Raw genomic sequence first — 14,360 nt, 5'->3', positions numbered from 1 at the left:
GCTGCCCCGGCCGCCACCGAAGCCGCTCCGGCCGCCGCTCCGGCCCCGACCACCACCGCACTGACCGGTCCGGCCCCGGTGGAAGGCAGCGACTACCAGGTGATCAGCAACGGCCAGCCGTTCCAGCCGGCCGCCGGCAAGGTCGAAGTGGTCGAGATCTTCGGCTACGTCTGCCCGGCCTGCGCCGCCTTCCAGCCGCTGGTTGGCCCGTGGAAAGCCGGCCTGCCGAGCGACGTGAACTTCGTCTACGTGCCGGCCATGTTCGGCGGCACCTGGGACAACTATGCCCGTGCCTTCTACGCCGCGCAGACCCTGGGTGTGCAGGAGAAGACCCACGAAGCGCTGTACGCCGCCATCCACTCGCAGCAGACCCTGAAGGGTGAGCGCGGCGCCGACTCGGTCGACGACATCGCCAAGTTCTACGCCGGTTACGGCGTGGATCCGAAGCAGTTCGCCGCCACCATGGGCAGCTTCGCGGTGAACGCCAAGACCAACTCGGCCAAGCAGTTCGCCCAGCGCAGCGCGATCAGCGGCACCCCGTCGATCATCATCAACGGCAAGTACCTGGTGAAGGGCAAGAGCTTCCCGGACATGCTGCGCATCGCCGACCACCTGATCGCCCGCGAACGCGGTGCGGCTCAGGCTCGTTGATCCAAGAGAAAGCATTACCGGCCGTGACTTCCCCCCACACACGGACCCTGCGCTTGCTGACGGCCAATATCCAGGCCGGCTCAAGCACCCGCCGCTACAGCGACTATGTGACCCGCAGCTGGTCACATGCGCTGCCGGCGGGACGCAAGCGCAGCAGCCTGGACGCGATCGCCACCCTGGCGCGCGGCCATGACATCGTAGGCCTGCAGGAGGCCGACCCGGGCAGCCTGCGGTCGGGCTTCACCAACCAGACGCACTACCTGGCCCAGCGTGCCGGCTTCAATTACTGGAGCCACCAGCCGAACCGGCGCATGGGCGGGGTGGCGTCCAGCGCCAACGGCCTGCTGAGCAAGCTGGAACCGGTGGAAGTACAGGACCACGCTCTGCCCGGCCGCATCGGCGGGCGCGGCGTGCTGCTGGCCAGGTTCGGCGATGGCGAGGACGGCCTGGCCGTGGCCGTGGCCCACCTCTCACTGGGCGCGGGTTCGCGGATGTCACAGCTCGGATTCATCGCCGAGCTGCTGTCCGACCACCCGAACGCGGTGCTGATGGGCGATTTCAACTGCCTGGCCGAGCGCCCTGAAATGCAGGTGCTGTACCAGAAGACCCGGTTGCAGCCGCCCGGCTGCGTGGTACCGACCTTCCCCAGCTGGCGCCCGGACCGGGCCATCGACCACATCCTGGTCAGCAGCAACCTGCGGACCCGCAGCGTGGAAGCCGTACCGGCCGCGTTCTCCGACCACCTGGCCCTGGCCATGGCCATCGACGTCCCGGCCGAAGCCCTGCGCTGACCGGTAGCGCCGGGCCATGCCCGGCGAACGCAACCCAATCCGCCGGGCATGGCGCGGCGCTACCAATACAGCCCGGTGCTACCCGGCCTGCACCACCGGGCTCCTCAGCCGCCGCGCGGTCATCGTGCTGCCCACCGAGGCCACCACCGTGCAGCCGATCGCCAGCCACTGCACGCCCTCCAGGTGCTCGTGCAGCAGCAGCATCGCCCACAGCGCGGCCACCGCCGGTTCCATGCTGATCAGGATGCCGAATGTCTCCTTCGGCAGGCGCTTGAGCGCCATCATCTCCAACGACATCGGGATCGCGCTGGACACCAGCGCCACCAGCAGGCCGGCCAGCAGGATCTTCGGCTCCAGCAGCGCCATGCCGGCATGGGCCACGCCCACCGGCACCACCACAAGTGAAGCAGCCAGCAGCCCCAGCGAAACCGTATGGCCGGCGTGCAGGTGGCCGGCGCGCTTGCCAAACACGATGTACAGGCCCCAGCACGCGGCCGCCCCCATCGCATAGAGCACGCCGGCCGGGTCCAGCGCCGGGCCGCCGCCCAGCGGCAGCAGCAGCAACAGGCCGACCAGCGCACAGCCCACCCAGAGGAAATCGATCGGCCGCCGCGAGGACAGCATCGCCACCGTCAGCGGGCCGGTGAACTCGATGGCCACGGCGATGCCGAAGGGAATGGTGCGGATGGCCATGTAGAACAGCAGGTTCATCAGGCCCAGGGTCAGCCCGTAACGGAGGATGGTCATCGCATCCACGCGGCTGGTCTTCCAGCGCCACGGCCGCCAGAACAGCAGCAGCAACAGCGCCGAGAAGCCCACGCGCAGGGCGCTGGTGCCCTGCGCGCCGACCAGCGGAAACAGGTGTTTTGCGTAGGAGGTGCCGATGGCCAGCGCGGTAACCGAGCCGAGCACCGCCAGCGCCGGCAACATCGGCGCGAATCGGGACGTCTGCATGCGCACAGTCTATTGCGCTGGCGGCGAGCACTTGGCTCAATTGACGGCCCGTCCGCGCAATTTCTGCTCGCCATGGCCACCGCCCCCATGCTGGACAGCTTCGACCACGCCATCCTCGACCTGCTGCAGCAGGACAACGCCCTGCCGCAGCGGCAGATCGCCGAGGCCGTGCACCTGTCCCCCCCCGCCGTGCAGCGGCGCATCAAGCGTCTGCAGGACAGCGGCGTGATCGCCGCCAACGTGGCCGTGCTCGACGCGGCCAAGGTCGGGCGTCCGCTGACCGTCATCGTCGAGGTGCGGGTGGTCAGCGAGCAGCGCGAAAAGGTCGCCCCGTTCCGCCGCCGCGTGCAGGACGATCCTGCCGTGCAGCAGTGCTATTCGATCACCGGCGACGGCGATTTCCTGCTGCTGCTTTCGGCGGCCTCGATGGAAGAGTACGAAGCGATCACCGAGCGCCTGTTCGGCGGCGATGACAACATCGAGCGCTTCCGCACCTCGGTGGCGCTGGGCACGTTGAAGCGCAGCTTCTCGGTGCCGCTGCCATGACCCCGCCGCCCTCCCCTGCCCGACGCCTGCGCCGCTGGCTGCTGTCCGGCGCCCTGCTGCTGGCCGCAGGCATCGCCGTGCTCTCGCTGTGGAACAGCCCGTGGGCGGCGGCACCGAAGATGCTGTGGGAGCTGGGACGCATGCCACCGGCCACGGAGCTGCCCGTGCCCGTGGACGGCGTGCGCCCGCGGCAGATCGCCGACACCTTCGGTGCCCCACGCGGCAGTGACCGCACGCATGCCGGCATCGACATCTTCGGCAAACGCGGCACGCCCGTGCGCAGCGTTACCGCAGGCGTCATCGCCGATGTGAGCGAACGCGGGCTCGGCGGGCGCCAGGTCTGGGTGATCGGGCCCGGCCGCGAGCGCTACTACTACGCGCACCTGGAAGACTGGGCCGAGGGCCTGGCGCGAGGCCAGGTGGTGCAGGCCGGGCAGCTGCTGGGCCATGTCGGCGACAGCGGCAACGCCAAGGGCACGCCGCCGCACCTGCACTGGGGCATCTACGGCAAGGACGGCGCCCGCGACCCGTTGCCGCTCCTGCGTTGATCGCAGTGACGCTGCGGCTCGACGCCACGACGGGCCCGCCGCATCATCAACCGCAGTGACAGGGAGAGCACGCCGATGACCCAGCTTCGCGCCACCCCGCTGTTGATCGCTACCGTGATCCTGGCCACCGGCTGCAGCACCCTGCAGGCACACCGCGACCCGTGGTGCAGGCAACTGGCTGCCTACGCCAACACCGCACAGGTCGATGCCCCGCGATCGATTGAACTGGTGACCGACTGGAGCCGCTGGAGCAAGGGCTGCGAGGACGATGGCAGCGACGCGGGCAAGCGGTTCTGCCGCTGGCTGATCCCCAACACCTCGACCGAATTCGCCTCGGCCAATATTCGCCACACGCTGGCCTGCCTGGATCCAACAGCCATCCATGCCGGGCGTCTGCGCAGCACCCCGGTATACATGACCGGCAAGGTGGAGGTGTACGGCGCGCCCATGATCGATGAAGACGTGATGGTCACCGTCGAGTACGCCGATGGCGTCGAGGGCCAGTTGCCGCACATGAAGATCCAGGCCGAGCGCACCCCGCTGGACGACTGACGCGGCGAAGGGACTGGCACGCCCCGGCGCCGTTTGTAAATAGAAACAATTCGCATTACCATATTTGCGTTTTCCGGGCAGCCAGGACGGTTCGCCCTCCTCGCATTGCCCAGCCACCGTCCTGCAGCGCAGGGCCCCGCCAGCGGCGTGAGACCCCCACCAGCCGCGGCGCCAGACCATCCGGGAAGCCGGTCGGACGCACGCACGTGCCCGTCCAGGAACCCACATGATCCGCTCGACCCCTGCTCTCCTGCCGCATCGCCTGTCCGCGGCGGTGCTCTCCGCCCTGTGCCTGGCCGCCGCGCCGGTCGCGTTCGCCGAAACCGCCGCCGACCCGACCACGCTCGACAAGGTCGTGGTGAAGGGTGAGCGCGCCGAAGGCTATTCGGTGCGCAAGACCTCCGCCGGTACCCGCTTCGACCTGGCCCCGCGTGAGATCCCGCAGTCGATCAGTATCATCAGCCACCAGCGCATCGAGGACCAGAACCTCGACGACATCATCGACGTGCTGGGCAACACCACCGGCGTGAGCAGCACCCAGTCCGACACCGAGCGCACCGAGTTCTACGCGCGCGGTTTCTACATCGACAGCTATCAGTTCGATGGCCTGCCGACGCAGATGGTGCAGAACTGGAGCTACGGTGACTCCGGCCTGGACCTGGCCCTGTACGACCGCGTGGAAGTGGTGCGCGGCGCCACCGGCCTGCTCAGCGGCGCCGGCAACCCGTCGGCGTCGGTGAACCTGATCCGCAAGCACGCCGACAGCGCCGAACTGGCCGGCAGCGTCTCGGTAAACGTCGGCAGCTGGGGCCGCACCCGCACCACCGTGGACGTGGGCAGCGCGCTGAATGCCAGCGGCACCGTGCGTGGTCGTGTCATCGGCAGCTACCTGGACACCGATGCGCAGATGGACCGCTACAACCAGCACAAGACGCTGGGCTACATGGTCATCGATGCCGACCTGACCCCCGATACGCAGCTGAGCGTGGGCTACGACTACCAGCAGAAGCGCGCCAACGGCGCGACCTGGGGCGGCTTCCCGATGCTGTTCTCCGATGGCACCAGCACCGGCTACGACGAATCGTTCAATGCCAGCCCGGACTGGACCTACTGGGACACCACCAGCAAGCGCGCCTTCGCCACCCTGGAGCACGGCTTCGCCAACGGCTGGAAGTTCAAGATCGGCGCCACGCATGACGAGACCAAGGCAGACGACAAGCTGTTCTACCCGGCCTACAACGACTGGGTCACCGGCGCCTCGTACTTCGACAGGAACACCGGTGCCGGCATCTCGCCGTCGGCCGGCTTCTACAACACCGAGCGCAAAGTCGACGCGATCGATGGCTTCGTCGACGGCCCGTTCCAGCTGTTCGGCCGCGAACACCAGTTCATGGCAGGCCTGAGCTACAACAAGCGCGACTACGCCAACTACGGCGACTACCAGGTCGGTGGTGCCGGCCTCACGTGGGACCCCTTCTCCAGCTACCTGAACTGGAACGGCAACATCAGCGAACCGAACTGGAACCCGCTGAGCCTGGCCAGCGAAGGCACCATCACCCAGAAGGCCGGCTATGCCGCCACGCGCCTGTCGCTGGCCGATCCGCTGAAGCTGATCATCGGTGCGCGCTACACCGACTGGAAGAGTGAAGGCGAAGGCGCCGATCGTTCGCACAAGGTGACCACGCCGTATGCCGGCCTGGTGTTCGACATCAATGACACCTACTCGACCTACGCCTCGTACACCGAAATCTTCCAGCCGCAGATGCTGAAGGACCGCAACGGCAGCTACCTCGATCCGGTCGACGGCAAGAGCTACGAAGTGGGCGTGAAGGGGGCCTGGTTCGACAACCGCCTGAATGCCTCGGTGGCCGTGTTCCGCATCGAGCAGGACAACGTCGGCCAGTCGACCGGTGAACCGGTGATCGGCGGAACCGGCGGCGAAACCGCCTACATCGGCGCACGCGGCACCGTCAGCCGCGGCTTCGAGTTTGAGTTGAACGGCGAACTGGCACCGGGCTGGAATGCCACCTTCGGCGCCTCGCGCTATGTGGCCAAGGACATCAACGATGCGGACATCAACACCAACCTGCCGCAGACCACGCTGAAGCTGTTCACCAGCTACACCCCGCAGTCGTTGCAGGACCTGACCGTCGGCGGTGGTGCCAACTGGCAGAACCGCATCTACTACGCGGTGCCGGCGTACGGCCGCATCGAACAGGACGGCTACGCGCTGGTCAGCGCCTTCGTGCGCTACCGCATCTCGCCGGAGTTCAGCGTGCAAGCCAACCTCAACAACCTGCTGGACAAGAAGTACTACTCGCAGATCAACGGCTACGGTGCGTTCGGCGACGGCCGCAATGGCTCGCTGACCTTCACCTGGTCGTTCTGATGCAGACGGCGCCGGGCAGCCCCCGGCGCCTTTTGTAGAGTCGAGCCATGCTCGACTGGCTTTCGACCAGAGCAGCCGAGCATGGGCTCGGCTCTACCGGGGCATGAAGCAGCCGAGCATGGGCTCGGCTCTACAAGGGCACCCGCCGCGCCGGGATGATCCCGGCGCGGCATACAGGCCCTAAAACCGCAGGTCCGCCCGCATGTACCAGTAACGCCCGCGCGGGATGTCGTAGGTCGAGGCGTCGTAGCCGTTCAACGAGCACGACAGGCAGATCGGCGGATCCTTGTCGAACGCGTTGTTCAGGCCTGCGGTCAGCTGCAGCCCCTTCATCCAGTCGATTTTGTAGCCCACCTGCAGGTCGTGGTAGGTGGTGGCGGCCAACTTGTTGGTGCCGGCGGCCTGGTTGCTGCACACCGGGAAGGCCACTGCATCACCGCAGTCTTCGGTCAGCTCGGAGATGTGGCGCACCGTCCAGTTGGCGCTCCAGTTGTCCAGCGTCCAGCCAATGCTGGCGTTGCTCGTCCACTCAGGAATCGAGCTGTCGGCCACTTCCACGCCCGGCTTCTGCGGCTGCCGCTGGCCGGCCGCACCTGTGGCCTCGTAGCGGCCGACGAAGGTGTTCTTCCAGCCCAGCTTGAACTGACCGATGTCGCTCTGCGGCAGCGTCCAGAACATGTCCACATCCCAGCCATCGGTCTTGATCGAACCCAGGTTGGTCAGGCGGTTGTTGAAGCTGTTGACCGCACCGGTGCTGGCGCGGGTGATGCCACCGCAGTAGACCGGGTCCAGCGTGTCCACGCACAGGTCCAGCTGGGTCTGTGCATTGATCGCCTGGATCGCGCCGTCGATGTTGTGACGGTAGAAGGTCACCTCCACGTCGAAGCGTTCGGACCAGGTGGCGTTGTTGCCGAACCACGGGCTCCACACGAAGCCGGCACTGAAGCTGCGCGAACGCTCCGGCTCCAGCTCGCGGTTGCCGCCGGTGGTCACCGAGATCTGCGAGTTGGCCTGCTGGAAGCCGGTCGGCACGCCCAGCGCGGCGCAGTTGGCAGGATTGCCGCGCGGCGCGGTACCGCCCAGGCCCACCGAGCAGGGATCGAACAGCTGCAGGTCGGCACGCGCGGCCGAGCCGTACAGCTCGCCGATGGACGGTGCACGGAAGCCCTCGGCATAGGTGGTGCGCAGCACGAAGTCATCGGTCACCTGCCAGCGCAGGCCGTACTTGGGGGTGAACTCGCCGCCGAAGGTCGAGTAATCCGAATAGCGCCCGGCCAGGCTCAGGTCCAGCTTCTTGCCCAGCGACGCGTCGGCGAAGATCGGAACGCTCAGCTCCAGGTAGGCTTCGTTGACGTCGTAGGAACCGGACGTCGGCTGCGAAGGCACGCCGTTGTAGTGGCCGATCACCGTCAGCGGGTCGGGCTGGTACCAGCCTTCATAGCGGCGGTGTTCCAGGCCGGTGGCGAAGGAGACCGGGCCGGCCGGCAGGGTGAACAGATCGCTGGACAGGTTGGCGGTGACCAGGCTCAGCTCGTTCTGGCTGCGGTCGCGCACCACCGGCTGGATCCAGCGCAGCATGTCCGGGGTGATCGAACCGACGCCACCGAAGATGTTCAGCGGCACGCAGCCCGGCGTGGCCGCACACAGCGCCGGATCACCCAGCGCCAAGTTCACGTTGTAGATGTTGTAGCTGCCGTAGTTGGTCTGCTCGGCCTTGTTCTTGCTGTACATGCCGTTGACGTCCCAGTACCAGCTGCGGTTCGCCGCCTGGAAGCTGCCCACCAGGCCGGTGGCGAAGTACGTGGTGTTGACCTCCTGCTCGAACACGCGCGCGCCGCCTTCCACCGGGCGGCGACCGATCAGGCTCATGTTGCCGCCGGACACCAGGTCGAAGCCGAACGGGTTGTACGGGTTCAGCGCCGACACCACGATGTTGTCGGCCAGCGGATTGCCGGTGGCACCGTCAGGCCCGAAGAACAGCGGTTCCGGACCGGCCTGATTGGTCGATTCGCGGCGGTTGCCCAGCGCCTTCACGTACCACTGCACGTCGTCGGTGATGTCGAAGCGGAACTGGCCGAACATGCCTTTGCGCTCGGACGGCGTCAGCACCATGTTGTATTCGGCGAAGTTGAAGCGGTCGGCGCTGGTGAAGCAGTGGTAGTCGTCGCTGCGGTTGCAGCCGGCGCTGCCGTCATAGCGCGGGTTACTGACGCCGGTGTTGGGCACGATGTCCTGCTCGGCGCCGGTGTTGGGATCGACGAAGGCGAAGCGCCCCTGCGGGATGCCGCCGCTGCCGAAGGCCAGGCCGGTGCCGGGAATCGGGAAGCGTGACTGTTCGCGGTCGCGCGCATACACCGCATCCTGCCTGGTCCAGCTGGCGCCGAGGAACAGGCTGTAGCGCTCGCCGCTGGTGCCCCAGGCCAGGTCCACGCCCTTCTGCGTGCCGTCGCCCTTGCTGTATTCGCCGTAGTTCAGGGTGACCTGCCCGCCATCGAAATCGCGGCGGGTGATGATGTTGACCACGCCGGCAATCGCGTCGGAGCCATACAGCGACGAGGCACCGTCTTCCAATACTTCGATGCGTTCGACAATCGCCAGCGGAATGGTGTTGAGGTCGGTGGCCGCGCCCACGCCTGACGCCGAGGATTCATTGACCCAGCGGATGCCATCGACCAGCACCAGCACGCGCTTGGCGCCCAGGTGGCGCAGATCGACCTGTGCCGAACCGGCACCGACACCACTGCCATCCGGCGGGAAGCCGAAATTGCCGGACGAGTTGAACTTGGCATTCAACGCCGAACCCGAACCGGTGAGCTGCTGCAGCACTTCGCCGATCGAGCTCAGGCCGGTGCGCTCGATGTCGCCCCGGCTCAGCGTCTGGATCGGCACCTGACCTTCCACTTCAGCACGCTTGATGCGCGTACCGGTCACTTCAACGGCATCCAGGGTGGTGGCCGTCTGGGCCATTGCCCCCAGCGGTGCCAGGGCCGCCACGCACAGCGCGACAGCGACCGCCAAGGGGCGGTAATGCAGGTGATTCATTCGCTCTCTCTCCAAAGGAATGGCGGGACATGGGCTGCCGCGCTCCCCCCTGCGTGGCGGCAGCGTCTCCTTTGTAAACAAGCTGTAAAAACATTGGCGTGACCTGCGACACCCTTTCACGCCGTTCTGATGAATGAATCATTCTTGTCCCAGATGGAGCTCTAGGAGTTATTTGAAATCTCGAGTCCAAAGCGAATCTCAGCAGGAACTGGGCAGAGACTCAAACCTCCGAAGCGTCGTGTGAGGTCCTATCGTGAAAGCAATTACTGCCGCACTGCAGGCTGCAATCATCGCTCTGGCAACCCTCTCGTTCACGGGCGGAGCAAAAGCAGGTGGCCTCATAGAATGCAACAACTGCGCATCCCCCAAATCCGTTGCACTGCAGTCGGGGGCCGGGCTCACAGTAATAATTGACTTCGACAAAGCGCAACTCACCGCTTTCAATGTTGAGTACGATCGTGAGCTCAGGAAATGGCGTGCCATTTCCACGCCGGTTCCCAGTCAGATCCAAATGGCGTTTCTACGAATTGTAGAGAGTGTGTCAAACACCACTGGCCACTCCGACCAAGCCTTTCCTAAAGCAGGTGGAGGCGCCGTCGTCCCCCTGCATCCCGACAACCCGGGACATTCAAACGGAATGCGATTTCCCGACTCCTACAAATCCTCGGACGCCTTCGAAATCATCAACTCCGCAACCATGAGAACGCGACTAGGCCAGTATCTGGCCTTGGAAATTGCAGGAGCTAATACCAGCAGCACCGCCTGGAACAGCTTCGCGCTTTCCATCCAACAGTTTGCGCTTAGCTGGGCCAGCATCAAGGGCGGCGGCGCAGTCAATGTGATTATTACCTGGCGAGATGGTTCGAAGACCCTCTATAGAATCACACCTGACAACGTGTCAGAGGCCAAATACCAGAAGGGAGAGAGTCGTGACAGCACCGGAAACAAGGTGCCCGATGAGACTATCGCAGATCCTGCCACAGCTCCTTCTTACGCTGGCCAGTACTATTTCGGCCGCGAGGGCGACCTTGATAAATGGGTCCGCTCTGCACAGATGTACGGCGTACCGGTCCAACGTGGCTCAAGCAGCCGCATTTCCTGCAGTTGGGACGGCCGCACGGTCTACTGCCAGCAATACTGACCTCACCCGATCAGTCCGCGCTCTCAGGGAGTAATGCCCTGAGAGCGCCACTTTGCGTCATCGCACGAAGGCGATCCGCTCCATTCCCGTGGCCTCGGCAGCCGCGAGTATCTTCGCCATGCCTTCGTATTCGGCAGACGGATCGGTGGCGATGCGCAGCTCCGGCAGGTTGCCGGCGTGCTCGCTGGCCTGGGTACGCAGGCGCGTCTGCAGATCATGGATGGCCATCGGCTGGCCGTTCCAGCTCAGCTGGCTGGACGCATCCAGGCGCAGCTTGATCGGTGGCGGTGGGTCGGGACGGTCGACCACCCGGTCCGTCGCCTGTGGCAGCTGCACCGCGATGGGCCGCGACAGCATCGGCGCGGTCACGATGAAGATGATCAACAACACCAGCATCACATCCACCAGCGGCGTGACATTGATCTCCGCCAAAGGGCCGCTTTTTCCTGCGGTACTGAACGCCATGTGCCACTCCTTGCACCCGGGCCGTTCGCCCAAGCCGACAGTACGTCGCCGGTGCAGGCTGGCGGCAGTGTCTGCGCGTGGAGCATTCAGCTGCCGTTGCTCACGCCTCCGCCGTATGCTTGCAGGCGCTCCCGCAGAGAGCCGAGTGCGTCCGAGCCGATCAGTGCCCACAACAACAGGCGACACTTACGGGGGCACAGTGATCCGGCCATCAGCAGCCCCCGCCGCTGCAGGTGGATTTCTCCGCCAGCAAAGCCATAGGTATGGCGTGCCGTCGCGCCGGCGCCGGTGCGCGAGGCGATGATGACGGGACGATGCACTGCGGCACGCGCCAAGGGCTCAACCCAGCTGGACGGGACATGGCCCGCGCCCATGGCCGCCACGACCAGTCCCTCGCATCCGCTCTCCAGTACCGAATGCAGCACCTCAGGACCTTCGCCCAGCACCGCCTCGAGCAGGGCTACCCGTTGCTGAACACGCGTGGGCACTAGTGCAGGCAGTCGTTCCGGAGGCAGTCCCGCATAGCTGCATTGCCCTTCCTGCACCCGCCCGATACAGCCTTTATCTGGCGACTGGAAGGCATCCAGATCCAGGCTGTGCACCTTGCGCACCTGGTCCGCCGCGTACAGGCGGTCCTGCATGGCGACGATCACCCCGCGCATGCGAGTGTGGGGATCAAGTGCCGCAACCGCTGCGGCCAGCACATTGCCGGGGCCATCAGCACCAGCTGCATCTGCACCGCGCATGGCGCCCGTCAACACCAGCGGTTGCGGATGCGTCCATAACAGATCCAGCAGGTACGCCGACTCCTCGAGCGTGTCGGTGCCCTGGGTGATGATCACGCCATCAGCGCCGTCGCCCACCATCGTGTCTGCCCAGTCCCGTGCAGCAAGCACATCGACCCAGGACATCGATGCACTGGGGGACAGACCGAGCGTATGCGCCTGCACGGCTGCCAACCTGCTCAGTCCCGGCACTGCCTCCGCCAGCAACTGCGCGGAGATCTTCGGAACGATGCCCACTTCCGCTGCGTCCCCCCGCATGCTGAGGGTGCCACCGAGTGAACCCAATGCCAGCCGCTTCATATGGCCCCCTTCAGTATCCAGCCCACCGCAGGGACGATCAGCAGAACGCCTGCCGCCATCGATAGGAGATTGCCTATATACGGATGCACATGTGCAGGCAGGCGAGCCGAACATGCCGCAGCCAACGGTGGCGTCAGCAGTGCCCCCAGCAGCGCGGACAGCACCACCACCGCCGCGCTCCCGCCGTGGGCAAGAATGCAGGCAGGAACCACGGAGACAATCGGGATATATGTGGGGTACCAGCCACGCTGGATCCAGCGCTCCCGCCATACCCAGACTCCCACCGCAGAGGCGAGCGCCTGGCCGCACAGCAGTGCCATCAGCCAACCAGTGCCATAGAAGGGTCCGGCCGGCTGCAGCAGGGCGGCAAGCAGTACGCCGCCGATCAGCCCGGCACTGGCGAGCTCGTTGCCCAGGAATGGAGCTTCGCTGAAGTCCGCCAGCACCCGGCGCATGCCCCATTGCCAGCCATACCGCGTGACGTGCACAACGGGCTCTGGCCTAGGCGCAGCGGGAACCGGCTTCCAGCCCAGCCGCCTCGCGGCGACGAAGGCGGCCGCGCTTGCCAGTGCCATTGCAAGGACGTTGCCGATGACGGCTGGCAGGCCCAGCGGTGCGCAGAGCTGATTCACCAGCAACAACGCCAGCGGCGTGACCAGCAATGCGCCAGATGCGGCGGCGATTCCCGTAATCTTCCAGCCGCCACCGAACAGCAGCACCATCGCCGCCGGCAGCGAGACCGCAGCAACAAACGTGGGCTGCCAGCTCCCGTCCTGCACTGTGCTGGCAAATATCATATTGGCAAGCAGTAGTCCGCCAATCGACGCTACTGCGACCCAGGGCCAGCGGCCAGTGCCGTAGCAGATCGGGAATCCCTGCCATGATTTCCCACGCCTGTTCGCCCAATGAGCCACTGCAGCACCCCCGATCAGACCGAGCGAGGCGAACTCGTGCTTGTAGAAGGTCACCTCACTGGCATCGCCAACCCACCATCGCCAGCGGCCCGCCCATGTTGCGAGGCTGCCCATCAACTGGCTGTGGTCTGGCCAGAGCTGGCCGGGGGGCATCGTGCGCCAACCAGCCACCATCGTCACGATGATCGCCAGTGCAAATGTCGCTGAGAACAGTACCCAGCCCCAGTGGCAGCGGGCGGCTGGCGACTGGGCCGGTAAGGGGGTGCGCGCCATGCGTGAGCCTCAGCGCGGCAGCATGGGATGCTGGCGATAGCCCAGCATCGGATCGAAGAGATCGGTACGCCGGTCGCGGCACAGGTCGTTGAGAGAATTCCAGATCGGTGCACTGCGTGCCGTGGAAAGGTCCACCTCGGCCATCACCACCGCCTCGCCTTCAGGCGCTGCGATGGAGGCCAGCGGCCATCCGTTCGTACTGACGATCAGCGAACAGCCCAGGAACCGATCCCCGCGGTCAGTGCCAACCCGGTTGGCCGCTGCGATGAACACATTGTTGACGTGTGCGGCAGTCATGGTCAGGTAGCTGGCCATGCAGCGGCCGCTTTCATCGAACAGCGGCGGCGGCGTCCACACCCAGCAGTTGAGGCTGAGGATGATGTCAGCCCCCTGCAACGCCAGCAGGCGCGGCACCTCCGGGAACCAGACATCCCAGCAGACCATCAGGCCGATCCGGCCAACGCTCGTCTCGAACACCGGATAGCCGAGGTCGCCGGCACAGAAGTAGAGCTTCTCGCGGCACCACAGATGGGTCTTGCGATAGCGCCCGATATAGCCGTCCGGACCGAACAGCACGGCGGTGTTGTAAAGACGGGCACCATCGCGTTCCGCAATGCCCACGGCCAGATGGATGCCCGCCTCGCGCGCGAAGGCCTCCCAGTATTGCGCCGTCGTTCCATCAGGTACGGATTCAGCCATCGCAAACGCTTCTGCCCGGCTGTTGAATGAATAGCCGGTGCAGCAGAGCTCCGGCAGCACGATCAGGCGGGCCCCACGTTCCACCGCCTGCGTGGCAAGCAGGCGCGCCCGTTCGATGTTGGCGGGGACGTTCTCCGGCCCGCACTGTGGGTCGAACTGGATGGCGGCAACCGAGACAGGACTGAACGGCTTGGGCTGGTCTGACATGCGATGGTCCTCTGCAGGGGCGGAGCGGCTGCTCCCGTTTCACTGCAGCAGGCACCCGTTGTGCGGCCGCTTCAATTGGCAAAAGCGTCAACTGCGCGAAACG

13 protein-coding genes are annotated in these 14,360 nt (G+C 65.7%); 7 read left to right on the top strand and 6 right to left on the bottom strand.

The features are described from left to right. Both DCO49_RS07370 and DCO49_RS07365 read left to right on the top strand, forming a co-directional pair. A partial coding sequence (locus DCO49_RS07370; RefSeq protein WP_133249409.1) for a thiol:disulfide interchange protein DsbA/DsbL occupies window positions 1–651 on the top strand: 651 nt, incomplete at its 5' end. A gap of 53 nt (window positions 652–704) precedes the next feature. Further along, window positions 705–1,442, top strand: coding sequence for an endonuclease/exonuclease/phosphatase family protein (locus DCO49_RS07365; protein WP_207776473.1), 738 nt, complete (start codon window positions 705–707; stop codon window positions 1,440–1,442). Window positions 1,443–1,520: 78 nt separating this feature from the next. Here DCO49_RS07365 and DCO49_RS07360 read toward each other — a convergent pair whose 3' ends face one another. After that, the gene (locus DCO49_RS07360; protein ID WP_116863474.1) at window positions 1,521–2,396 is read right to left on the bottom strand and encodes an EamA family transporter; all 876 of its coding nucleotides are present in this window, start codon (window positions 2,394–2,396) and stop codon (window positions 1,521–1,523) included. Between the two features lie 72 nt (window positions 2,397–2,468). On the opposite strand from DCO49_RS07360, the gene DCO49_RS07355 reads away from it, so the two are divergent. The 4 genes from DCO49_RS07355 (at window position 2,469) to fhuE (ending at window position 6,431) form a co-directional block, all read left to right on the top strand. Then, window positions 2,469–2,942 carry an Lrp/AsnC family transcriptional regulator gene (locus DCO49_RS07355; protein WP_116863473.1) on the top strand — a complete coding sequence of 158 codons (474 nt, stop codon included), beginning with the start codon at window positions 2,469–2,471 and terminating at the stop codon, window positions 2,940–2,942. Further along, window positions 2,939–3,490 (top strand): M23 family metallopeptidase, encoded by a 552-nt coding sequence (locus tag DCO49_RS07350; RefSeq protein ID WP_116863472.1) that lies wholly within the window; start codon window positions 2,939–2,941, stop codon window positions 3,488–3,490. The genes DCO49_RS07355 and DCO49_RS07350 overlap by 4 nt, the downstream gene beginning before the upstream one ends. 75 nt (window positions 3,491–3,565) lie before the next feature. Next, the gene (locus tag DCO49_RS07345) at window positions 3,566–4,042 is read left to right on the top strand and encodes a hypothetical protein (protein ID WP_116863471.1); all 477 of its coding nucleotides are present in this window, start codon (window positions 3,566–3,568) and stop codon (window positions 4,040–4,042) included. A 226-nt stretch (window positions 4,043–4,268) separates the two neighbouring features. Continuing rightward, complete coding sequence (gene fhuE / locus DCO49_RS07340) at window positions 4,269–6,431, top strand: ferric-rhodotorulic acid/ferric-coprogen receptor FhuE (protein ID WP_116863470.1); 2,163 nt, start codon at window positions 4,269–4,271, stop codon at window positions 6,429–6,431. Window positions 6,432–6,611: 180 nt separating this feature from the next. Here fhuE and DCO49_RS07335 read toward each other — a convergent pair whose 3' ends face one another. Then, window positions 6,612–9,398 (bottom strand): TonB-dependent receptor, encoded by a 2,787-nt coding sequence (locus DCO49_RS07335; RefSeq protein WP_243402689.1) that lies wholly within the window; start codon window positions 9,396–9,398, stop codon window positions 6,612–6,614. Window positions 9,399–9,726: 328 nt separating this feature from the next. On the opposite strand from DCO49_RS07335, the gene DCO49_RS20150 reads away from it, so the two are divergent. Beyond that, window positions 9,727–10,614, top strand: coding sequence for a hypothetical protein (locus DCO49_RS20150; protein WP_133249408.1), 888 nt, complete (start codon window positions 9,727–9,729; stop codon window positions 10,612–10,614). A gap of 57 nt (window positions 10,615–10,671) precedes the next feature. Here DCO49_RS20150 and DCO49_RS07330 read toward each other — a convergent pair whose 3' ends face one another. From DCO49_RS07330 to DCO49_RS07315, 4 genes are all read right to left on the bottom strand, one after another. After that, complete coding sequence (locus tag DCO49_RS07330) at window positions 10,672–11,079, bottom strand: biopolymer transporter ExbD (RefSeq protein WP_116863468.1); 408 nt, start codon at window positions 11,077–11,079, stop codon at window positions 10,672–10,674. 86 nt (window positions 11,080–11,165) lie between these two features. Beyond that, window positions 11,166–12,164: an asparaginase gene (locus DCO49_RS07325; RefSeq protein WP_116863467.1), complete on the bottom strand. Its 999-nt coding sequence runs from the start codon at window positions 12,162–12,164 to the stop codon at window positions 11,166–11,168. Further along, a complete protein-coding gene (locus DCO49_RS07320) occupies window positions 12,161–13,351 on the bottom strand; it encodes a hypothetical protein (RefSeq protein WP_207776472.1) in 1,191 nt (396 codons plus the stop codon). The genes DCO49_RS07325 and DCO49_RS07320 overlap by 4 nt, the downstream gene beginning before the upstream one ends. A gap of 9 nt (window positions 13,352–13,360) precedes the next feature. Beyond that, window positions 13,361–14,257, bottom strand: coding sequence for a nitrilase family protein (locus DCO49_RS07315; protein WP_116863466.1), 897 nt, complete (start codon window positions 14,255–14,257; stop codon window positions 13,361–13,363). Between the last annotated feature and the right edge of the window lie 103 nt (window positions 14,258–14,360).

The organism is Stenotrophomonas sp. SPM (genome assembly GCF_003105135.1).
GTDB lineage: Bacteria > Pseudomonadota > Gammaproteobacteria > Xanthomonadales > Xanthomonadaceae > Stenotrophomonas.
This window is presented reverse-complemented; position numbering and strand designations above follow the sequence as displayed.

Bases quoted from the DNA above. Each gene is read 5' to 3' on its own strand.
- DCO49_RS07325 (WP_116863467.1), bottom strand. From the start codon at position 12,164: ATGAAGCGGCTGGCATTGGGTTCACTCGGTGGCACCCTCAGCATGCGG.
- fhuE (WP_116863470.1), top strand. From the start codon at position 4,269: ATGATCCGCTCGACCCCTGCTCTCCTGCCGCATCGCCTGTCCGCGGCG.
- DCO49_RS07355 (WP_116863473.1), top strand. From the start codon at position 2,469: ATGGCCACCGCCCCCATGCTGGACAGCTTCGACCACGCCATCCTCGAC.
- DCO49_RS07350 (WP_116863472.1), top strand. From the start codon at position 2,939: ATGACCCCGCCGCCCTCCCCTGCCCGACGCCTGCGCCGCTGGCTGCTG.
- DCO49_RS07345 (WP_116863471.1), top strand. From the start codon at position 3,566: ATGACCCAGCTTCGCGCCACCCCGCTGTTGATCGCTACCGTGATCCTG.
- DCO49_RS07330 (WP_116863468.1), bottom strand. From the start codon at position 11,079: ATGGCGTTCAGTACCGCAGGAAAAAGCGGCCCTTTGGCGGAGATCAAT.
- DCO49_RS07315 (WP_116863466.1), bottom strand. From the start codon at position 14,257: ATGTCAGACCAGCCCAAGCCGTTCAGTCCTGTCTCGGTTGCCGCCATC.
- DCO49_RS07360 (WP_116863474.1), bottom strand. From the start codon at position 2,396: ATGCAGACGTCCCGATTCGCGCCGATGTTGCCGGCGCTGGCGGTGCTC.
- DCO49_RS07320 (WP_207776472.1), bottom strand. From the start codon at position 13,351: ATGGCGCGCACCCCCTTACCGGCCCAGTCGCCAGCCGCCCGCTGCCAC.
- DCO49_RS07335 (WP_243402689.1), bottom strand. From the start codon at position 9,398: ATGGCCCAGACGGCCACCACCCTGGATGCCGTTGAAGTGACCGGTACG.